This is a genomic window from Micromonospora fluostatini (assembly GCF_050410825.1).
Lineage (GTDB): Bacteria > Actinomycetota > Actinomycetes > Mycobacteriales > Micromonosporaceae > Micromonospora > Micromonospora rosaria.
The window spans coordinates 1,175,603-1,196,831 of the sequence record NZ_CP191251.1; the positions used below are offsets into that span (position 1 = coordinate 1,175,603).

At 75.2% G+C, this 21,229-nt stretch carries 14 protein-coding genes and 1 riboswitch; of the genes, 7 read left to right on the top strand and 7 right to left on the bottom strand.

Going from position 1 to position 21,229, the window contains the following annotated elements; translation table 11 throughout:
• Positions 1-93: 93 nt before the first annotated feature.
• On the bottom strand, positions 94-789 hold the full coding sequence (locus ACQUFX_RS05255) for a GntR family transcriptional regulator (protein ID WP_428964887.1): 696 nt from the start codon (positions 787-789) through the stop codon (positions 94-96).
• A gap of 7 nt (positions 790-796) precedes the next feature.
• On the opposite strand from ACQUFX_RS05255, the gene ACQUFX_RS05260 reads away from it, so the two are divergent.
• From ACQUFX_RS05260 to ACQUFX_RS05270, 3 genes are all read left to right on the top strand, one after another.
• Positions 797-3,658 carry an FAD-binding and (Fe-S)-binding domain-containing protein gene (locus ACQUFX_RS05260; protein WP_428966868.1) on the top strand — a complete coding sequence of 954 codons (2,862 nt, stop codon included), beginning with the start codon at positions 797-799 and terminating at the stop codon, positions 3,656-3,658.
• A gap of 358 nt (positions 3,659-4,016) precedes the next feature.
• Positions 4,017-5,513 carry a family 43 glycosylhydrolase gene (locus tag ACQUFX_RS05265; RefSeq protein WP_428964888.1) on the top strand — a complete coding sequence of 499 codons (1,497 nt, stop codon included), beginning with the start codon at positions 4,017-4,019 and terminating at the stop codon, positions 5,511-5,513.
• Positions 5,514-5,547: 34 nt separating this feature from the next.
• The gene (locus ACQUFX_RS05270; protein WP_428964889.1) at positions 5,548-7,029 is read left to right on the top strand and encodes a family 43 glycosylhydrolase; all 1,482 of its coding nucleotides are present in this window, start codon (positions 5,548-5,550) and stop codon (positions 7,027-7,029) included.
• A 338-nt stretch (positions 7,030-7,367) separates the two neighbouring features.
• Here ACQUFX_RS05270 and ACQUFX_RS05275 read toward each other — a convergent pair whose 3' ends face one another.
• Positions 7,368-8,063, bottom strand: coding sequence for a hypothetical protein (locus tag ACQUFX_RS05275; protein ID WP_428964890.1), 696 nt, complete (start codon positions 8,061-8,063; stop codon positions 7,368-7,370).
• A gap of 2 nt (positions 8,064-8,065) precedes the next feature.
• Complete coding sequence (locus tag ACQUFX_RS05280) at positions 8,066-8,443, bottom strand: PadR family transcriptional regulator (RefSeq protein ID WP_428964891.1); 378 nt, start codon at positions 8,441-8,443, stop codon at positions 8,066-8,068.
• A gap of 20 nt (positions 8,444-8,463) precedes the next feature.
• Between ACQUFX_RS05280 and ACQUFX_RS05285 the strand changes: the two genes are divergently transcribed.
• Positions 8,464-9,390: a TIGR03557 family F420-dependent LLM class oxidoreductase gene (locus ACQUFX_RS05285; protein ID WP_428964892.1), complete on the top strand. Its 927-nt coding sequence runs from the start codon at positions 8,464-8,466 to the stop codon at positions 9,388-9,390.
• A gap of 13 nt (positions 9,391-9,403) precedes the next feature.
• On the opposite strand, the gene cobF is transcribed toward ACQUFX_RS05285, so the two are convergent.
• Genes cobF through cbiE form a run of 3 tightly spaced genes read right to left on the bottom strand, consistent with a single transcriptional unit; the run spans position 9,404 to position 12,186 of the window.
• Positions 9,404-10,186 (bottom strand): precorrin-6A synthase (deacetylating), encoded by a 783-nt coding sequence (gene cobF / locus ACQUFX_RS05290; protein WP_428964893.1) that lies wholly within the window; start codon positions 10,184-10,186, stop codon positions 9,404-9,406.
• Positions 10,187-10,192: 6 nt separating this feature from the next.
• The gene (cobM, locus tag ACQUFX_RS05295; protein WP_428964894.1) at positions 10,193-10,963 is read right to left on the bottom strand and encodes a precorrin-4 C(11)-methyltransferase; all 771 of its coding nucleotides are present in this window, start codon (positions 10,961-10,963) and stop codon (positions 10,193-10,195) included.
• On the bottom strand, positions 10,960-12,186 hold the full coding sequence (gene cbiE, locus ACQUFX_RS05300; protein ID WP_428964895.1) for a precorrin-6y C5,15-methyltransferase (decarboxylating) subunit CbiE: 1,227 nt from the start codon (positions 12,184-12,186) through the stop codon (positions 10,960-10,962). Before cbiE ends, cobM begins: the two co-directional genes overlap by 4 nt.
• A gap of 268 nt (positions 12,187-12,454) precedes the next feature.
• Here cbiE and ACQUFX_RS05305 point away from each other — a divergent pair, with 268 nt between their 5' ends.
• Genes ACQUFX_RS05305 through ACQUFX_RS05315 form a run of 3 tightly spaced genes read left to right on the top strand, consistent with a single transcriptional unit; the run spans position 12,455 to position 17,387 of the window.
• Entirely contained in the window at positions 12,455-14,539 is a 2,085-nt protein-coding gene (locus ACQUFX_RS05305; RefSeq protein WP_428964896.1) for a magnesium chelatase subunit D family protein, read from the top strand.
• Positions 14,539-15,153, top strand: a complete 615-nt coding sequence (cobO, locus tag ACQUFX_RS05310) for a cob(I)yrinic acid a,c-diamide adenosyltransferase (protein WP_428964897.1) — start codon at positions 14,539-14,541, stop codon at positions 15,151-15,153. Before ACQUFX_RS05305 ends, cobO begins: the two co-directional genes overlap by 1 nt.
• Positions 15,150-17,387, top strand: a complete 2,238-nt coding sequence (locus tag ACQUFX_RS05315) for a cobyrinate a,c-diamide synthase (protein ID WP_428964898.1) — start codon at positions 15,150-15,152, stop codon at positions 17,385-17,387. The genes cobO and ACQUFX_RS05315 overlap by 4 nt, the downstream gene beginning before the upstream one ends.
• A 41-nt stretch (positions 17,388-17,428) precedes the next feature.
• On the opposite strand, the gene cobN is transcribed toward ACQUFX_RS05315, so the two are convergent.
• Positions 17,429-21,067, bottom strand: coding sequence for a cobaltochelatase subunit CobN (gene cobN, locus ACQUFX_RS05320; protein WP_428964899.1), 3,639 nt, complete (start codon positions 21,065-21,067; stop codon positions 17,429-17,431).
• A 72-nt stretch (positions 21,068-21,139) separates the two neighbouring features.
• Positions 21,140-21,221: riboswitch (cobalamin riboswitch) on the bottom strand.
• Positions 21,222-21,229: the final 8 nt, after the last annotated feature.

Genomic DNA, 21,229 nt, shown 5'->3' on the forward strand with positions numbered 1-21,229 from the left:
CTCGGCCCACGGCTCCCGCTCCTGGCGCCCCGTGCGGGCGGCCAGGCCCGCCGTTCCACCGCGTCGATGTTGCGCGGGCTCTCGATCGCGGGCTCAGTCCACGACCGCGTGCCAGACCTCCGCCACGGCGGGCGCGTCGGGCGGCAGGCCGGCGACCTGGGCGACGAGGAGCCGGCCGGTGTCCACGAGGTGCTGGCGCATCGCCGCCTCCGCGCCGTCGCCGTCACCCCGGGCGATCGCCCTGATCACCGGCTCGTGGTCGTCGCGGATCTGCCGCAGCGAGCGACCGTCGGGGGAGGTGGGCGGGGTGAGCAACCCGGTCGTCGCGCGCAGGGTGGCCACGATGTCGGCCGCGCGCCGGTTGCCGGTGCCCCGCAGGATCCGGTCGTGGAGCAGCCGGTCCGCCGCCCAGAAGGCCCGTTCGTCGTCGTGGCGCAGGGCGGCGTCGAGGGCGTCCAGGGCGTCGGTGACGTCCAGGCCGGCCGCGCCGGCCCGGCGTGCCGCCGGAGGTTCCAGGGCGAGGCGGACCGCGAAGATCTCGGCGACGTCGCGCGGGTCGGGCAGGACGACCCGGAAGCCGCGGTTGCGCTCGAACTCGACCAGTCCCGCCTCGGCCAGCTTGAGCAGCGCCTCCCGGACCGGACTGCGGGAGACACCGAGCAGGTCCGCGAGCTGGTACACGGAGTACCGCTCGCAGGGCACGAAACGACGGGCCCTGATCCCGTCGCGCACCGCCTCGGCCACCTGGTCGGTGAGGGTCGGGGGTACGCGTAAGGGCAGCTCAGACATGAGTAGCATGTTACATGTGACGCGCACTCCTTCCCGCTCGACCGGCCTCGCCGGCGAGCTGCGCCGCGCCGGGCTCGAGGTGCGGAACGACGCGGGAACCAGGGCCATGTACGCCAGCGACGCCTCCCTCTACCGGATCCCACCGATGGCGGTGGTCCGTCCCCGGGACGCGGCCGAGGTCGCCGCCACCCTGGAGGTCGCCCGCGCGGCCGGCGTGCCGGTGACCTCACGTGGGGGCGGGACCTCCATCGCCGGTAACGCGGTGGGTCGCGGCATCGTGCTCGACTTCAGCCGCCACATGAACCGGGTGCTGAGCATCGACCCCGAGGCCCGGACCGCGACCGTCCAGCCCGGCACGGTGCACGCCGTCCTCCAGCGGGCCGCGCTGCCGCACGGTGTCCGGTTCGGACCCGACCCGTCGAGCCACTCCCGGTGCACGATCGGCGGGATGATCGGCAACAACGCCTGCGGCAACCGGGCGCTCGGCTACGGCCGGACCTCGGACAACGTCCGGGGGATGACCCAGTTGCTGGCCTCCGGCGAGACCCTGGTGACCGGGTACGACGCCGACGGCCGCCCGGTCGCCCACGGCCCGGCGGACCTGCTGTCCGACCTGCGCCGGGTGACGGGCCGCCACCTCGCGACCGCCCGTACCGAGTTCGACCGGTTCGGCCGGCAGGTCAGCGGCTACGCGGTGCAGCACCTGCTGCCGGAGCGCTTCGACCTGAACCAGGCCCTGGTCGGCTCCGAGGGCACCCTGGCGATCGTCACCGAGGCGACCGTGCGCCTGGTCAAGGATCCCGACCACCGGGTCCTCGTCGCGGTGGGCTTCGACGACATCGTCGCCGCCGGCGCGGCCGCCCCGGTGGTGACCACCTTCGCCCCGACCGCCTGCGAGGGCATGGACGAGCGGCTGGTCGCGGTGCTGCGCGCGCGCCGGGGCGACGCCGCCGTCCCGCCGCTGCCCAGAGGTCGCGCGTGGCTGTTCGTCGAGATCGCCGGGGACGACCGGGCCGAGGTCCTCGACCGGGCCCGCGCGCTGGCGCGCGCCGGCCTGGGCGTCGAGTCGATCCTGGTCACCGATCCCGCGACGGCGGCGAGACTGTGGCGCATCCGCGAGGCCGGCGCCGGCCTCGCCGGCCGGGCGCCCTCGGGACGCCCGGCCTGGCCGGGCTGGGAGGACGCGGCGGTCCCGCCGGAGCAGCTCGGCTCCTACCTGGCCCGCTTCGACGAACTGGTCGCCGCCCACGGGATGACCTCGGCGCCGTACGGCCACTTCGGGGACGGGTGCATGCACGTCCGCCTCGACTACCCGCTCGACCGGCCGGACGGCCTGCGGGTGCTGCGCCGGTTCCTCGTCGCCGCCGCCGAACTGGTGGCCGAGTACGGCGGCTCGCTCTCCGGGGAGCACGGCGACGGTCGCGCCCGGGGCGAACTGCTGCCGACGATGTACTCGGCCGACGCCATCGCGCTGTTCGGCGGGATCAAGCACGCCTTCGACCCGGACAACCTGCTCAACCCCGGGGTGCTGGTCGACCCCGACCCGTTCGACGCCGACGTGCGGGTCGCCGGGGTGGCCCCGTACCGCGCACGGCTGGCCTTCGCCTACGAGCACGACGGCGGGGACCTCGCCCAGGCGGTGCACCGGTGCACCGGGGTCGGCTCGTGCCGGGCGGACAACTCCGCCGCCGGCGGGGTGATGTGCCCGTCGTACCTGGCCACCCGGGAGGAGAAGGACTCCACCCGGGGCCGGGCCCGGGTGCTGCAGGACGTCGTCCGGGGTGCCGTCGACTGGCGGTCCCCGGCGGTCGCCGAGTCGCTCGACCTCTGCCTGGCCTGCAAGGGCTGCCTGTCCGACTGTCCGACCGGCATCGACCTGGCGACCTACAAGGCCGAGGCCCTGCACCAGCGGTACCGCCGCCGGCTCCGGCCGCTGGCGCACTACACCCTGGGCTGGCTGCCCCGCTGGAGCCGGCTGGCCGGGTACGCGCCCAGGGTGGCGAACCTCGCCGTCCGGCTGCCGTTCCTGCGTCGGCTCGCGCCGCCGCTGCTCGGGATCGACCCCCGCCGGTCGCTGCCGACGTTCGCGCCGACGCCGTTCCGTCGCTGGTGGGCGGCGCGGGTGGCGCCCACGGCCACCACCGGCCGGCCGGTGCTGCTCTTCGTCGACACCTTCACCAACTCGTTCTCGCCGACGGTCGCCGAGGCGGTCGTCCGGCTGCTGCGCACGGCCGGCTTCGAGCCCCGCCTGCCGGCGGCGTCGCTGTGCTGCGGCCTGACCTGGATCAGCACCGGCCAGCTCGACGCGGCCACGCGCATCCTGGGCCGGACCGTCGCCGAGCTGGCGGCCGCGGTCCGGGCCGGTGTGCCGGTGGTCGGCATCGAACCGTCCTGCACCGCCGTGCTGCGCTCCGACGCGGTCGAACTGCTGGCCGGCACCGACCGGGAGGCCGACGCCCGCACGGTGGCGGCGGCCACCCTGACCGTCGCCGAGCTGCTCGCCACCGCCGAGGGCTGGGTGCCACCCGACCTGACCGGAACGGTCGTCGTGGCGCAGCCGCACTGCCACCACCACGCCGTGCTCGGCTGGTCCGCGGACCGGGCGCTGCTGGAGCGGACCGGCGCCACGGTGACCACGCTGGCGGGGTGCTGTGGGCTCGCGGGCAACTTCGGCGTGGAACGGGGCCACTACGAGGTCTCGGTCCGGGTCGCCGGGCAGAACCTGTTGCCGGCCCTCGACGCCCACCCCGACGCGGTGGTGCTGGCCGACGGCTTCTCCTGCCGTACCCAGGTCGCCGACCTGCGCCAGCGACCGTCGCTGCACCTGGCCGAGCTGCTCGCCGGCCCGGACCCCGTCGGATCCCACTGAACGGGGGGAGTGGTTCTCGCCGTGGCGTCCGGCGGGGCGGACAGCAGCCCGTCGCGCACCACCTCCCAGTCCACCATGTGCGCGCTCACGCGCATCGCCCGGTCGGCGGCCGGGGCGGGAGCAGGCCGGCGTAGACCGGCCGTGAGCGGTTACTTCTCCTTGGCTCTCGGGGGCTGGCCGGGTGCTTGACAGTTCTCGGCTGTGAGCGTGAACATAGACGACAATCGTTTGTAACGAGTTCGTCGTCGGACGGAAACACCGAGGTCGATCTCGCGACGGCTCCGGCCGCCTACCGGGCACCGGCGCCCTCGCCGCGAATGCTTCCCATCAATCGACACGCCGACTCCGAAGGGCCATCATGATCTCGCCCCTCCCTGCCGTCCGGAGACTCCCCGCGTACCGTCGGGCGGGCCTCGTCGCCCTGGTCGCCGCCGTCGCGGCCACCGGCGTCGCCGTCACCGCCCGCTCGGCCTCGGCGGCCGTGGTGGACACCACGGCCTGGTACGTCCTGACCGCCCGGCACAGCGGCAAGGCCCTGGAGGTGTACGAACGCTCGACCGCCGACGGCGCGCGGATCGTCCAGTGGTCCCGCAACGACGGCGCCTGGCAGCAGTGGCAGTTCGTCGACTCCGGTGGCGGCTGGTACCGCCTGCGCGCCCGGCACAGCGGCAAGGTCCTCGACCTGCGCGACGCCGCCACCACCGACGGCGCCGAGATCGTCCAGGCCACCGACCGCAACGCCGTCAGCCAGCAGTTCCGCCTCGCCGACTCGGCCGGCGGGACGGTACGGCTGGTCAACCGGCACAGCGGCAAGGCCCTCGACGTCTGGGAACACTCCACCGCCGACGGTGCCCGGGTCAGCCAGTTCACCGACCTCGACGGCGCCAACCAGCAGTGGCACCTCGCCCGGATGGCGGGCGGCACCGCGCCCACCACGCCACCGGCCACCGGCGCCCCGACCACGCCGCCGGCCGGCTACCCCCGGCCGGGCCGGGTGACCGGCGACGTCTCGGTGCACGACCCGACGATCGTGCGACGGCCCTCGGGCGGGTACCTGCTGGCCCACACCGGCGACAACATCGCGCTGAAGACCTCCTCGGACCGCACGGCGTTCCGCAACGCCGGCGCGGCGTTCCCGGGTGGGGCACCGTGGACCACGACGTACACCGGCGGAAGCCGCAACCTGTGGGCGCCGGACCTGTCGTACCACGGCGGCCGGTACCTGCTGTACTACTCGGCGTCGACCTTCGGCTCGAACCGCTCGGCGATCTTCCTGGCCACCAGCCCGACCGGCGACTCCGGCACCTGGACCCACCAGGGCCTGGTGATCGAGACCCGGACCTCGGACACCTTCAACGCCATCGACCCGAACCTGGTCGTGGACACCTCCGGCCGGTGGTGGCTCAGCTTCGGCTCGTTCTGGTCCGGCATCAAGCTGATCGAACTCAACCCGGCCACCGGCCTGCGCGCCGACACCACCGTCCGCAGCATCGCCGGCCGGGGCGGCGGCGCGATCGAGGCCCCGGTGATCGTCCGGCGCGGCGACCACTACTACCTGTGGGTCTCGTTCGACCAGTGCTGCCAGGGCGCGGCCAGCACCTACCGGGTGATGGTCGGCCGCTCCACCAGCGTCACCGGCCCCTACCTGGACCGCACCGGCACCCCGCTGACCTCCGGCGGCGGCACCCAGGTGCTGGCCGGACACGGGAGCATCCACGGCCCCGGCCACCAGGCCGTGCTCACCGACACCGACGGCGACCTGCTGGTCTACCACTACTACGCCGACAACGGCGCGGCCCGGCTCGGGATCAACCGGCTCGGCTACGACGCCGCCGACTGGCCCTTCGTCCACTGACCCCACCGTCCGAACCCGCGAAAGGTCCCCTCACATGCGTACCCGAGCGCGTGCACTCCTGGGAGCCGCCCTGGCCCTGGTCACCGGCGGCGTCGGCGCGGTGGTGGTGACACCGCCGGCAGCGGCGGCCGTCGTCCAGCCGGGCACCGCCTACGTGCTGGTCAACCGGCACAGCGGCAAGGCCCTCGACGTCTACAACCTGGCCACCACCGACGGCGCCGCGATCAACCAGTACAGCCGCAACGACGGCGCCTGGCAGCAGTGGCGGTTCCTGGACTCCGGCGGCGGCTGGTACCGGGTGCAGTCCGCGCACAGCGGCAAGGTCCTCGACCTGCCCACCACGGCCGACGGCATCCAACTCGTGCAGAACACCGACCGCAACGACGCCCGGCAGCAGTTCCGCCTCGCCGACTCCGCCGGTGGGCACGTCCGGCTGATCAACCGCAACAGCGGCAAGGCCCTCGACGTCTGGGAGTGGTCCACCGCCGACGGTGCCCGGGTCAGCCAGTTCACCGACCTCGACGGCGCCAACCAGCAGTGGCAGTTGATCGCCCTCGGCGGTGGCACCCCGGGCACGTTCACCAACCCGATCAAGCGCGGCGGCCCGGACCCGTGGCTCCAGCACCACAACGGCTACTACTACCTGGCCACCACCACGTGGAACTCCACCGTCACCATGCGCCGCTCGACCACCCTGGCCGGCCTGGCCACCGCCACCGACCAGGTCGTCTTCAACCTGGCCGGCCGCCCCAACGGCTGCTGCAACATGTGGGCCCCCGAGTTCCACCTGCTCGACGGCCCCAACGGTCGCCGCTGGTACCTGTACTACACCGCCGGGCAGAACGTCGCGGACTTCAACCCCACCCAACGGCTGCACGTGTTGGAGTCCGCCGGCACCGACCCGATGGGCCCGTACACCTTCAAGGCCGACCTGGGCACCGACTGGCAGCTCGACGCCAGCGTCCTCAAGGTCGGCAGCAACCTGTACCTGATGGGCACCTACGGCGGCGACGGCGCCGGGCAGAGCAACTTCATCCAGCGCCTGTCCAACCCCTGGACCCTGTCCGGCTCCCGGGTCCGGCTCAGCTCCCCGACTCTGAGCTGGGAACGGCAGACCCACCCGGTCAACGAGGGCCCCGAACCGTTGTACCGCAACGGCCGGGTCATGGTCGTCTACTCCGCCTCCGCCTGCTGGGGCCCCGACTACAAGCTCGGCCTGCTCACCCTCACCGGCAGCGACCCGATGAACCCCGCCCACTGGACCAAGCACCCGACCCCGGTGTTCCAGCGCAGCGACGCCAACGGCATCTACGCCCCCGGGCACAACGGCTTCTTCACGTCCCCCGACGGCACCGAGGACTGGATCGTCTACCACGCCAACGACTCGGCGGGTGGCGGCTGCGACATGAACCGCTCCACCCGCGCGCAGAAGTTCACCTGGAACGCCGACGGCACCCCCAACTTCGGCACCCCCGCCCGGCTCGGCGTCACCCTCACCGCACCGTCGGGGGAGTAGGTACCGGCCCGACCCCGCGGGCGAGCGGGAGCTGCCGTCTTCCGACGGCGTCTCGGGTTTCTCGGTGTGGTGCCTGAGGGTTCCTTTCGAACTGCCCGCACGGACGGGGCAGGGCTCGTGCGCCGGTGCGGGCGGAGAGCGGGTGACGTCGGCATGACCGAGGCTGCACGGTGCGGGGCCGAGTGCCGGTGCCGATACCGGAGCCGGTACCGGGGGGCGCGCTGCCCGGGTGTGGGCGTGGTCTTACCGACGGGGCAGTTCGAAAGGGGCTCGTGAACAACCCTCGGCCGGATCCGGCCCCGCCGTGTCGTCCCCGTCGGGTTCACCGGTCGACCACGTCAGGCGGGTGCGATCTCCGGGGCGGTCGGGGACGAGGCGCCGGACGGCTTCCGGCGGTCGCGGAGCGACCAGTGGCGGGCCAGCAGCGTGGCGCCGGCCAGGGCGGCCAGGACCATGGCGACCTCGGTGAGCACGACCGGCGGTGCCGTGCTGTAGTCGGTGGACCAGGCGAAGGCCATGGTGACCGGCGTGACGAGGATGCCGGCCACCGGCATCAGCAGGCTCATCATCCAGCCGGTGCGTTGGATCCGGGGCAGGTCGCGCAGGCGGAGCCGGACCGCGAGGACCGCTCCGGCGACCACCACGAGGGCCGGCACGCCGTAGAAGACGGTGACCGCGACCTGGATCGGCACCTGGACCGAGCGGGAGATGTCGATCATGTTGACGAGCACCGGGTACATCCTGATCAGGACGGTGTAGGCGAGCGCGGCACCGAGCGCCGCACCGGTCAGTGCGGTCTGGAGCACCCGGACGTAGTCCCGGCGGACCCGTCGGACACCGGCCTCGACGGCGAGCCGCCGGGCGAAGCCGGCCACGTCGCCGCCGAGCAACTGCCGGGGGCCGACCCCGTCCGCGGCTGCGGCCTGCAGGTCGAGGCGCAGGTCGGCGGCGAGGACCGCGCGGTCGGCCGCGCCGACCCCGTAGGCGCGCCAGGCCCGGTCCGCCTCGGCCAGGACGTCGTCGATGGAATCCACGGTCAACTCCTCGTGGGGCTGTGGTCGGGGGCGGTGAGGACGGCGGCGACGGTGTCGGCGAAGCGGGTCCACTGGTGCTGCCAGGCAGTCAGGTGGACGCGGCCGGACTCGGTCAGCGCGTAGACCTTGCGGGGTGGGCCGGTCGGGCTGACCTGCTGTTCGTCGGCGACAAGACCGAGTCGGCGCATCCGGGTCAGCAGGGGGTAGATGGTGCCGTAGCTGATCGCGCCGAATCCGGCCGTCTCCATCCGCCGTACCAACTCGTAGCCGTGGGCGGGCTCGCGGGCCAGCAGCGCCAGGAGGCACATGTCCAACGCGCCCCGGAGGAGTTGGGTCTGCCGCTCGTTGTCGTCAGCCGGCTGACTCTCCACCACTACCATGCGACACATAATACGCCACTATGCGGCGCCGCGATATACGGTTCCCCGGTTCGAGCGACCACTTCCACCCCTGGCTGGACGTGCAGGGCCACTCGCCGTTCACCTGGACGGTCTTCGGCGCCATCGCCGCCCGGACCGACCGGGTGGGTCTGGCCACCGGGGTGACCTGTCCGACGGTGCGGTACCACCCGGCGATCATCGCCCAGGCCGCGGCCACCCTCGCGATCGTCTCCGACGGCCGGTTCACCCTCGGCGTGGGCGCCGGCGAACGCCTCAACGAACACGTCGTCGGCCAGGGGTTCCCCGGTGTCCGGGGCCGGCACGAGCGGCTGCGCGAGGCCCTGGAGATCATCCGGCTGCTCTGGTCGGGCGGCTACCAGTCCTACGAGGGCAAGCACCTCCGGTTGGAGGACGCGCGGGTGTTCGACCTGCCCGACCGTCCGCCGGCGATCGTGGTGGCCGCCAGCGGCCCGGCGTCGGCGGCGATCGCCGCCGAACTCGGCGACGGGCTGTTCGCCACCGAACCGAAGCCCGACCTCGTGCGCGACTACCAGCGCGGCGGCGGAGCCGGCCCACGCTACGCCGAGGTGGCGCTGGCCTGGGCCCTGGACGAGGAGCAGGCGGTGCGGGCGGCCTGGCAGACCAGCCGGTGGTCGGTCACCGGGTGGAAGGTGATGAGCGAACTGCCCAACCCGGTGAACTTCGACGCCGCGTCCCGCACGGTGACCGAGGCGGACATCCGGCAGCAGTTCGCCGTCGGCCCCGCCCCCGAGACCCACGTCGCGGCGGTGCGCACGTACGTCGACGCGGGCTTCGACCACCTCGTGCTGCAGAACGCCGGCCCCGACCCCGACGGCTTCCTCGACTTCTACCGGGACACCCTCGCCGACCGCCTCCGCGCGCTCGGCGGTCCCGCCGCCGGTTCCGCGTCACCGCCGGCGCCCTGACCGGTCGCGCCCGCTACGCCGGTGCCGCCGTGCCGGCCCGGGGGTCGCGGCGGCGCAGCAGGTACGTGTCCATGATCCAGCCCTTGCGTTCGCGGGCCTGCGCGCGTGCGGCCACGATGCGCGCGGCGACCTCGCGCACCGGGCCGGCGATGAGGATCTCGTCGGCGGTGCCCAGGTAGGCGCCCCAGTAGATGTCCAGGTCCTCGTCGACGTACCGGGTGAAGGCGCAGTGGGCGTCGAGCATGACCACCACGTCGTCGACGCCGGGCGGGAACTGCGCCGCGAGCCGGCGGCCGGTCGTGACCAGGAAGGGCCGCCCGACCCGGTTGAGGCCGATCCGGTGCCGCGCGGCGAGGGTCGCCACGCTGCTCACGCCCGGGATCACCGTGTGGGTGAAGGCGAGCCGCCCCCGGGCCTGGATCTCCTCGACCACGGCGAGGGTGCTGTCGTAGAGCGCGGGATCACCCCACACCAGGAAGGCGCCGTGACCGTCCGCCGGCACGTGCGCGGCGATCGCCTCCTCCAACAGGTCGGCGCGGGCGCGCCGCCAGTCGTCGACGGCCCCGACGTAGCCGTCGGTGGTGCGGTCGCGCTCAGGGTCGCGTACCTCGACGACCCGGTGCCCGGGGTCGGCGAAGCGGGCCATCAGCTCCTGCCGCAGGGCGATCAGGTCCTGCTTCTCGGCGCCCTTGTCGAGCAGGAAGAACACGTCGGCCTGCCGGATCGCGTCGGCGGCGGCCAGGGTGAGCTGGCCGGGGTCACCGGCGCCGATCCCGATGATGAGGATGGTCCGCATGAGGGTTCAGTCTCCCGTCGGGTCGGGCCGCTTCGCCCGGCGGTCCCGGGCGGGGGAGTAGAGGTAGCTGTCGGGGAAGCCCTCGGCGGCCAGGACGGCGCCGACGACGATCACCGCGGTCCGGCGTACCCCGGCCGCCGCCACCTGGTCGGCGATGTCGCCCAGGGTGCCGCGCAGGACGATCTCGTCCGGGCGGCTGGCGTTGGCGACCACGGCGGCCGGGCAGTCGGCGCCGTAGTGGGGGACCAGTGTCTCGGCGATCTGCCGGGTGTGGGCGACGGCCAGGTGCAGGACCAGGGTGGCCCGGCTGCGGCCCAGCTCCGCGAGGTCCTCCCCGGCGGGCATGGGCGTGGAGCGGGCCTGCGCGCGGGTGAGGATCACCGTCTGCCCCACGGTCGGCACGGTCAGCTCCCGGCGCAACGCGGCAGCGGCGGCGGCGTACGACGGCACCCCGGGAACGATCTCGTACGGCACGCCGGCCGCGTCGAGCCGGCGGGCCTGCTCGGCGACGGCACTGAACACCGCCGGGTCACCGGAGCAGAGCCGGGCCACGTCGTGCCCCTCCGCGTGGGCGTCGGTCATCGCCGCGACGATGTCGTCCAGGGTCAGGTCGGCGGTGTCGACCAGCCGCGCCCCGGGCGGGCAGGTGGCGAGCAGGTTGCCGGGGACCAGGCTGCCGGCGTACAGGCACACCCGGGCGCGGGCGAGGATCCGCTGCCCGCGCACGGTGATCAGGTCGGCCGCGCCCGGCCCGGCGCCGATGAAGTACACCGTCACGGCTTGGTCACCGCCCACTGCACCAGCGGCCGGGCCGGTTTCCAACCGGTGAAACCGCCCAGCGGGGCGGCGCGCTCGACCGACAACCGGGTGAGGTCGCCACCACGCTGGACACTCTGGTCGACGAGGACCCGTTCGCCCTCCAGGGTGACGGCGTGCGCGACGAGCCGGCCGCCGGGGCGCAGCGCCGTCCACACGGCGTCGAAGACCCCGGGCGCGGTGAGCCCCCCGCCGACGAAGACCGCGTCGGGCGCGGGCAGGTCGGCGAGGGCGTCCGGTGCCTGCCCACGGACGACGCGCAGGTGCGGCACGCCCAGGGCGCGGGCGTTGCCGGTGATCCGTTCGGCGCGCTCGGCCCGCGCCTCCACGGCCACGGCCGAGGTGGACGGGTCGGTGCGCAGCCACTCGACGGCGATGCTGCCGCAGCCCGCCCCGACGTCCCACAGCAGGTCGTCAACGGTGGGGGCGAGGCGGGACAGGGCCAGCGCCCGGCCCTCCCGCTTGGTCAGGGCGCCGTCGTGGTCGAAGGCGTCGTCGGGCAGCCCCGGCACGGTGGAGAGCACCCGCGTGCCGGGGGCGGCGGCGACCCGGACCGCGACGACGTGCAGCGGGTCACCCGGCTCGGCGTTCCAGTCGTGCGCGCAGCCGTCGACGCGGTGCTCCCGGTCGGTGCCCAGCGCCGCCAGGACCGTCAGCTCGCTCGCGCCGTACCCGGCGTCGGTGAGGGTCCGGGCCAGCGCGGCGGGGGTGGTGGCGTCGGGGCCGAGGACCAGCAGCAGCCGGCCCGGGGCGAGGTCCCGGCGGACCCGGTCCAGGTCGCGGCCCACCGCGCTGCGGACCGTCACCCGTTCGACCGGCCAGCCCAGCCGGGCGCAGGCCAGCGAGATCGACGACGGGTGGCCGAGCACCCGTACCCGGTGCGGGCCGACGAGCCGGGCCAGGTGGCTGCCGATGCCGAACCACATCGGGTCACCGCTGGCCAGCACGCAGATCCGCCGCCCGGCGTGGGCGGCGAGCAGGTCGGGCAGGGCGGGCAGCAACGGCGTCGGCCAGGGCACCCGCTGCGCCGTCACCTCCCCGGGCAGGAGGTCGAGCTGCCGGCCCCCACCGAGGACGACCTGCGCGTGCCGCAGCGCGGCGCGGCCGGGGTCACCGAGGCCCGGCCAACCGTCCGCGCCGATGCCGACGACGGTGACCGACGCGCCGGGTGTCGTGGAGTTCACGCGTCGCAACGCTAGTCCAGACCCGCGCACCCCTGCCGACGCGGGGGCGGGTGTGACATCATTCGCGGCGACGGCGCGGTGAGGAACACCGGTGAGCCGGCCCCGGGACGGGGCGGCGAATCCGGGGCGGTCCCGCCACTGTGACCGGGCCCGGCGTGCCGGACCCGGAAGCCAGATACTCGCCCCGTCGTGCCGGGTCGTGCACGCCACGCGTCACGTCACGGTCGGTGACCGGTCGCGGGCGAGGATCCCGCGCGAGGTGAAAGGTGTGACCGTGCGGTCGTACCCGTTCTCCGCCGTCGTCGGCATGGACGACATGGCGTTGGCGTTGAGTCTGTGCGCCGTCTCCCCGGCGATCGGCGGTGTGCTGGTCCGGGGCGAGAAGGGCACCGCCAAGTCCACCACCGTCCGCGCGTTGACCGCGCTGCTGCCGCCCGTCGAGGTGGTCCAGGGCTGCCGGTTCTCCTGTGACCCGGGCACGGTCGACCCGCAGTGCCCCGACGGGCCGCACCCGGGCGTGCCGCCGGCCTCGACCCGGCCGGCGCGGCTGGTGGAGCTGCCGGTCGGGGCCAGCGAGGACCGGGTGCTCGGCGCGCTGCACCTGGAACGGGCGCTGAGCGAGGGCGTGACCAGCTACGACCCCGGTCTGCTCGCCGCGGCGCACCGCGGCCTGCTCTACGTCGACGAGGTCAACCTGCTGCACGACCACCTCGTCGACGTGCTGCTCGACGCCGCCGCGATGGGCCGGGCGACCGTGGAACGCGAGGGCGTGTCGGTGACGCACGCGGCCCGGTTCGTCCTGGTGGGCACCATGAACCCCGAGGAGGGGGAGCTGCGCCCGCAACTGCTGGACCGGTTCGGCCTCACCGTCGAGGTCGCCGCCAGCCGCGACCCGCAGGTACGGGCCGAGGTGATGCGCCGACGGCTGGCGTACGAGGCCGACCCGGAGGGCTTCGCCGCCCGGTACGCCGAGGCCGACGCGGCGCTGGGCGCGCGGGTGGCGCAGGCCCGGGCGCTGCTGCCGGAGGTCCGCCTCGACGACGACATGCTGGTCCGCATCGCGGCCCTGTGCGCCGCCGCCGAGGTGGACGGGATGCGGGCCGACCTGGTCATCGCCCGGACCGCGCTGGCACACGCCGCCTGGTGCGGGCGGACCGGGGTGACCGCCGGTGACGTGCGGGTGGCGGCCCGGCTGGCCCTGCCGCACCGCCGCCGCCGCAACCCGTTCGACCCGCCCCAGCAGGACCAGGCGGACCTGGACCGGGCGTTGACCGAGGCCGGCCTCGACGAGCCGCCGCCCCCCGCCGACGAGCCGGAGCCGCCGTCGGACGGCCCCACCCCACCTGACGGACCGCCGGGGCCGGACGACCCCGACGACGGTCCGGACGGGCCACCCGACGGTGGCGGTCCGGGCGGGTCCGGGCCGGACCAGCCCGACGACGGGCGGCCCTACCGGCAGCGGCCCGCCACCGACCAGCACGGGGAGCCGTCCACCGCGCCCCCGCCCGGCACGCCGGTGCCGGCCGGTGCGCCGTACCGGGCCCGGCTGCTGCGGGTGACCGGCACCGGAGCCGGTACGGCCGGGCGCCGCTCCGCCGCCCTGACCACGAACGGACGTACCGTCGGGGAGCAGCGCCCCACCGCCGGGGTGACCGGCCGGCCGCACCTGGTGGCGACGCTGCGCGCCGCCGCCCCGCACCAGCGGGCCCGGGGCCGCCGGGGCCCCGGCCTCCTGGTCCGCCCCGCCGACGTCCGGCTGCCGGTGCGGCAGGGCCGGGAGAGCAACCTGATCCTGTTCTGCCTCGACGCCTCCGGGTCGATGGGGGCCCGGCAGCGCGTCGGCGCGGTGAAGGCCGCCGTGCTGTCCCTGCTGCTCGACGCCTACCAGCGGCGCGACAAGGTCGGCCTGGTGACGTTCCGGGCCGCCGGGGCCGAGCTGGCCCTGCCTCCGACGGCCAGCGTGGACGTGGCCGCCGCCCGGCTGGAGGCGCTGCCCACCGGGGGCCGCACCCCGCTGGCGGAGGGGCTGCTGCGCGCCCGCGAGGTGCTGCGGGTGGAGCGGATCCGGGACCCCCGACGCCGCCCGCTGCTGGTGGTGGTGACCGACGGCCGGGCCACCTCGGGCCCGGAGGCGGTGCCCCGGGCCCGGCACGTGGCCCGGCTGCTCGCCGCCGACGGCACGCCGAGCGTGGTGGTCGACTGCGAGCAGGGCCGGATCCGGATGCGGCTCGCCGCCGACCTCGCCGCCGTCCTCGGCGGGGAGCACCTGCCCCTGGAGGGGGTCGCCGCCGACACCCTCGCCCACGCGGTGCGGACCCGCACGGCGACCCGACCCGGAAGCGAGGCTGCCTGATGCCACAGGGCCAACCGGTCAGCGTTCCCGACGACGGGCTGACCACCCGGCAGCGCCGCAACCGGCCGCTGCTGATCGTCCACACCGGTCAGATGAAGGGCAAGTCCACCGCCGCCTTCGGGCTGGCGCTGCGCGGGTGGAACCAGGGCTGGTCGACCGCGGTGTTCCAGTTCGTCAAGAGCGCCCGGTGGAGCGTCGGGGAGGAGAACGCCCTGCGCGCCCTCGACCAGGTGCACGCCCAGACCGGGCAGGGCGGGCCGGTCGCCTGGTACAAGATGGGCGCCGGGTGGAGCTGGAGCCGTACCCAGGGCACCGAGGCCGACCACGCCGCGCAGGCCGCGGAGGGCTGGGCCGAGATCAAGCGCCGGCTCGCCGCCACCGCCCACGACCTGTACGTCCTCGACGAGTTCACCTACCCGATGAAGTGGGGCTGGGTCGACGTCGAGGAGGTCGTCGACACCCTGCGGCAGCGGCCCGGCCGCCAGCACGTCGTCATCACCGGCCGGGACGCCGACCCCCGGCTCGTCGACGCCGCCGACCTGGTCACCGAGATGACCAAGATCAAACATCCGATGGACGCCGGGCAGAAGGGCCAGCGGGGGATCGAATGGTGACCCTCCCGCCCCGGGTGCTCGTCGCCGCTCCCGCCTCCGGGCAGGGCAAGACGACCGTGGCCACCGGGCTGATGGCGGCGCTGCGCCAGCGCGGCCTGGTGGTCAGCGGCCACAAGGTCGGCCCGGACTACATCGACCCCGGGTACCACGCCCTGGCCACCGGCCGCCGGGGCCGCAACCTCGACCCGTTCCTCCAGGGCGAGCAGCGGGTCCTGCCGCTGCTGCGGCACGGCGTCACCGTCGGCGCACCCGCCGACATCGCCGTCGTCGAGGGCGTGATGGGCCTGCTCGACGGCGCCGTCGGCCGGGCCGGTTTCGCCTCCACCGCACACGTGGCCCGGCTCACCCGCACCCCCGTGCTGCTCGTCGTGGACGTCTCCGGCACCTCCCGCAGCATCGCCGCGCTGGTGCACGGCTTCGCCACCTTCGACCCGCAGCTCACCGTCGCCGGGATCATCCTCAACAAGGTCGGGTCGGCCACCCACGAGGCGGAGATCCGGGAGGCGGTCGCCGTCACCGGCGTACCGGTGCTCGGGGTGCTGCGCCGGGACCCGGCGCTGGACACCCCCAGCCGCCACCTCGGCCTGGTGCCGGCCGCCGAACGGGCCGCCGCCGCGCGCCGCACCGTCGACGCGCTCGCCGGGCACGTCGCCGCCGGGGTCGACCTCGACGCGGTCGTCGCGGTCGCCCGCCGCGCCCCCGCCCTGCCCGGCCCGGCCTGGGAACCCGCCGCCGAACTCGGCGGCCTGACCGTCGACGCGACCGTCGCGGTCGCCGCCGGACCGGCCTTCACCTTCCGGTACGCCGAGACCGACGACCTGCTCGCCGCCGCGGGCGTCCGCCTCGCCCCCGTCGACCCGCTGCGCGACCCCGCCCTGCCCGCCGGCGCCGCCGGGCTCTACCTCGGCGGCGGGTTCCCCGAGATGTACGCCGCCGACCTGGCCGGGAACGCCCCGCTGCGCCGGGCGGTGGCGTCGGCCGCCGCCGCCGGACTGCCCGTGGTGGCCGAGTGCGCCGGGCTGCTCTACCTCGCCCGGGACCTCGACGGCGCGCCGATGACCGGCGTGCTCCCGCTGCACGCCCGGATGACCGACCGGCTGGTGCTGGGCTACCGGGAGGCCCGCGCCGCCACCGCCGGCCTGCTCGCCGACGCCGAGGAGCCGGTCACCGGCCACGAGTTCCACCGCACCCGGGTCGAGCCGCTGGCCGAGTCGGCGCCGGCCTGGCGCTTCCAGCCCCGTCCCTCCGCCGCGCACGGCACCCCCGCCCCGACCCTCGACGGGGTCGTCGGCGGCCCCACCGGGCAGGTCCACGCCTCGTACCTGCACGTGCACTGGGCCGGGCATCCCCGGCTGGCCGCCCGCTTCGCGCTCGCCGCGCACCGGCACGCCACCGGTGTGGCGGTGCCCCTGCCCCGCCGGTCCGCCGGCACGCCGGCACCCGCCGCCGCCCCGGCCGTCGCCCCGGCGGCTGCTGCCGGCCCGCCGGCCACCGGACGGGTCACGCTGGTGGGGGCCGGGCCCGGCGACGCGGGCCTGGTCACCCGGCGCGGTCTGCAGCGCCTCGCCGAGGCCGACGTCGTGGTCGCCGACCGGCTGGTGCCGCACGCCCTGCTCCGCGAGCTGCCGCCCGGGGTACGGGTGGTCGACGTGTCGAAGGTGCCGCGCGGCGCGTTCGTCCCGCAGGAGCGGATCAACGAGATCCTGGTCGAGGAGGCCCGCGCGGGACACCACGTGGTGCGGCTCAAGGGCGGGGACTCGTACGTCTTCGGCCGGGGCATGGAGGAGGTCCTCGCCTGCCGGGCCGCCGGCGTGCCGGTGGAGGTGGTGCCGGGGATCTCCAGCGCCGTCGCCGTACCGGAGCTGGCCGGGGTCCCGGTGACCCACCGTGGCCTCACCCAGGGCTTCACGGTCGTCTCGGCGCACCTGCCACCGGGCGACCCGGGCAGCACCGTCGACTGGGCCGGGGTGGCCCGCGCGGGCACCACCGTCGTGCTGCTGATGGCGGTGCAGACCCTGCCCGAGGTGGCCGCGGCGCTGCTCGCGCACGGCATGGACCCGGCCACCCCGGCGGTCAGCATCGAGAACGGGGGCACCCCGCAGCAACGGATCCTGCCGGCCCGGCTGGACGGCATCGCCGCCGTCGCGGCCAGCCACGGGCTGCGTCCACCCGCCGTCACCGTCGTCGGCGCGGTCGCGGCCTTCGCCGACGCCGCCCGGCCGGCCACCGTCTGACCTGGTGTCCCGGGGCCGAACCGGCCCCGGGACACCAGGGGTCAGCCCCGGTCCTCCAGGTCGCCCTCGACCTCCAGGTAGGCCTGCCGCAGCGCGTCCATCAGCTCCGGGTCCGGCTTGGCCCACAGCCCCCGGTCGGCCGCCTCGGTGAGCCGTTCGACGATGCCGCGCAGCGCCCACGGGTTCGACCGGCGCAGGAACGCCTGGTTCTCCGGGTCGAGGACGTAGCTCTCGGCGAGCTGCTCGTACATCCAGTCGGTCACCACCCCGGCGGTGGCGTCGTAGCCGAACAGGTAGTCCACCGTGGCGGCCATCTCGAAGGCGCCCTTGTAGCCGTGCCGGCGCATCGCCGCGAGCCACCGGGGGTTGACCACCCGGGCGCGGAACACCCGCGCGGTCTCCTCGGTCAGCGAACGGGTCCGGGTCGCGTCCGGGGTGGTGCTGTCCCCGATGTACGCCCGGGGCGCCTGCCCGGTCAACGCCCGCACCGTGGCGATCATCCCGCCGTGGTACTGGAAGTAGTCGTCGGAGTCGGCGATGTCGTGCTCGCGGGTGTCGGTGTTCTTCGCCGCCACCGCGATCCGCCGGTACGCCGACTCCATGTCCTCGCGCGCCGGCCGGCCGTCGAGGCCCCGGCCGTAGGCGAACCCACCCCAGACCGTGTACACCTCGGCCAGGTCGGCGTCGTCGCGCCAGTTCCCGCTGTCGATCAGCGGCAGCAGGCCCGCCCCGTACGCCCCCGGCTTGGAGCCGAAGATGCGGGTGGTGGCCCGCCGCTCGTCGCCGTGCCGGGCGGCGTCGGCGCGGGCGTGCGCGGCGAGGTAGTTCTCCTCGTCCGGCTCGTCGAGGGCGGCCACCGCCCGGATCGCGTCGTCGAGCAGCGTCACCACGTGCGGGAACGCGTCCCGGAAGAAGCCGCTGATGCGCAGCGTCACGTCGATGCGGGGCCGACCCAGGTCGGCCAGCGGGACGACCTCGAACCCGGTGACCCGTCGGGACGCCGGATCCCAGGTGGGCTGCACCCCGACGAGCGCGAGCACCTCGGCGATGTCGTCCCCGGCGGTGCGCATCGCCGAGGTGCCCCACGCCGACAGCCCGACCGAGCGGGGCCAGTCACCGGTGTCGCGGCGGTACCGCTCCAGCAGCGACGTGGCCATCGCCTGCCCGGTCTCCCAGGCCAGCCGGCTGGGGATCGCCTTCGGGTCGACGGTGTAGAAGTTCCGCCCGGTGGGCAGCACGTTGACCAGTCCGCGCAGCGGTGAGCCGCTCGGCCCCGCCGGCACGTACCCGCCGTCGAGGGCGTGCAGGACCGCCGACAGCTCGTCCGTGGTGCCGGCCAGGCGCGGCGCGACCTCGGTCGCGGCGAAGTCGAGCACCCGCCGGACCACGTCGGCGCGGGGATCGTCGGGGCCGAGCACCTCCGCGCAGACCCCGTCGACCGCCCCGGCGGCCCAGCCGTGCGACTCCATCGCCTCGGCGAGGCGGCGGGCCACCGCCTCGATCCGGTCCACCTCGGCGGTCTGCTCGGCGGCGGCCTCGTCGAGGCCGAGCGCGGCCCGCAGGCCGGGCACCGCGCCGACCTGACCGCCGAAGACCTGCCGGGCGCGCAGGACGGCCAGGATCAGGTTGACCCGGGCCGGGCCGGTGGGGGCCTGGCCGAGCACGTGCAGGCCGTCGCGGATCTGCGCGTCCTTGACCTCGCACAGCCACCCGTCGACGTGCAGCAGGAAGTCGTCGAACTCCGCGTCGTGGGGGCGTTGGTCCAGGCCCAGGTCGTGGTCGAGGCGGGCGGCCTGGATCAGCGTCCAGATCTGCTGGCGGATGGCCGGCAGCTTCGCCGGGTCCATGGTGGCGATGTTGGCGTACTCGTCGAGGAGCTGCTCCAGCCGGGCGATGTCGCCGTAGCTCTCCGCGCGGGCCATCGGCGGCACCAGGTGGTCCACGATGGTGGCGTGCGCCCGCCGCTTGGCCTGCGCCCCCTCGCCCGGGTCGTTGACCAGGAACGGGTAGATCAGCGGCAGCTCGCCGAGCACCGCGTCGGGCCCGCAGCCGGCGGAGAGGCCGAGGTTCTTGCCGGGCAGCCACTCCAGCGAACCGTGCTTGCCCAGGTGCACCACCGCGTGCGCGCCGAAGCGCTCGTCCAGCCACCGGTACGCGGCCAGGTAGTGGTGGGTCGGCGGCAGGTCCGGGTCGTGGTAGATGGCGACCGGGTTCTCGCCGAACCCGCGTGGCGGCTGGACCATCAGCAGCACGTTGCCGGCGCGTAGCCCGGCGAGCACGATGTCGCCCTCACCGCCGCCGGAGCGGTCGACGAAAAGCTCGCCCGGCGGCGGACCCCAGTGGCGGGTCATCGCGTCGCGCAGGTCGGCCGGCAGCGCGTCGAACCAGCGGCGGTACTCCGCGGCCGGCACCCGCACCGGGTTGCCCTGCAGCTTCTCCTCGGTCAGCCACTCCGGGTCCTGCCCACCGGCGGCGATCAGGGCGTGGATGAACCGGTCCCCGTCGGCGTCGTCACCGTCGCCGCCGGGCACCAGGCCGGGCAGGGCGTCGGGGCCGTCGACCGGGCCGACGTTGTAGCCGGCCCCGCGCAGCGCCCGCAGCAGCCGTACCGCGCTGGCCGGGGTGTCCAGGCCGACGGCGTTGCCGACCCGGGCGTGCTTGGTCGGGTACGCCGACAGCACCACCGCGATCCGCCGCTCGGCCGGCGGCACGTGCCGCAGGCGGGCGTGCCGCACCGCGATGCCGGCCACCCGCCGGGCACGTTCCGGGTCGGCGACGTAGCGCGGCAGCCCGTCGGCGTCCGTCTCCTTGAAGGAGAACGGCACCGTGATCAGCCGGCCGTCGAACTCCGGCACCGCGACCTGGGTGGCCGCGTCCAGCGGGCTGAGCCCGTCGTCGCTGTCGGCCCAGGTGTCCCGGCTCTGGGTGAGCGCCAGCGCCTGCAGGATGGGCACGTCCAGGGCCGCCAGCGCACCGACGTCCCAACTGTCGTCGTCGCCACCGGCGGACGCCTCCGCCGGCCGGGTCCCCCCGGCGGCGAGCACCGTGACCAGCAGCGCGTCGGCCCGGCTTAGAGTCTCCAGCAGCGCGGCGTCGGGTGTGCGCAGGCTGGCGCAGAACACCGGCAGCGGCACCCCGCCGGCCGCCTCGACGGCCGCGCACAACGTCTCCACGAACGCCGTGTTGCCGCTGAGCTGGTGGGCCCGGTAGTACAGGATGCCCACCGTGGGGCCGGTCCCCGTGGCGGCGTCGCGCGGCAGCACACCCCAACTGGGCTGCTCCGCCGGTGGCGCGAAACCGTGGCCGGTCAGCAGCACCGTGTCGCTGAGGAAGGCGTGCAGCTCCCGCAGGTTGTCCGGCCCACCCTGGGCCAGGTAGGCGTGCGCCTGCGCGGCGATGCCCTGCGGCACCGTGGAGCGGGCCATCAGGTCCGCGTCCGGGAGCTGCTCGCCGCCGAGGGCGACCACCGGCAGGTCCCCGGCGAGCAGCGCGTCCAGGCCGGGCTGCCACATCCGGTAGCCGCCGAGGATGCGCACCACCACGAGGTCCACGCCCGTGAGCAGCGGGGCCAGCGCGTCGGGGTCGTCACCGACCCGCGCCGGGTTGGCCAGCCGGAACGGCGCACCGCTGGCGCGGGCGCTGAGCAGGTCGGTGTCCGAGGTCGACAGCAGCAGGATCATGCGGTCACCAGCACACGCACTGGGTGACTCCTCCCCGGGTCCGCGCCCGTGGTCGTCGGTCGCGGTCGACCGGAGTGTCTGGCTCCCCGCCCGGCACGTGCTGCGCCGAGCGGTGACAGTGGCGGGACCGCCCCGGACTCGCACCGGGTTCCTCCACGCCGA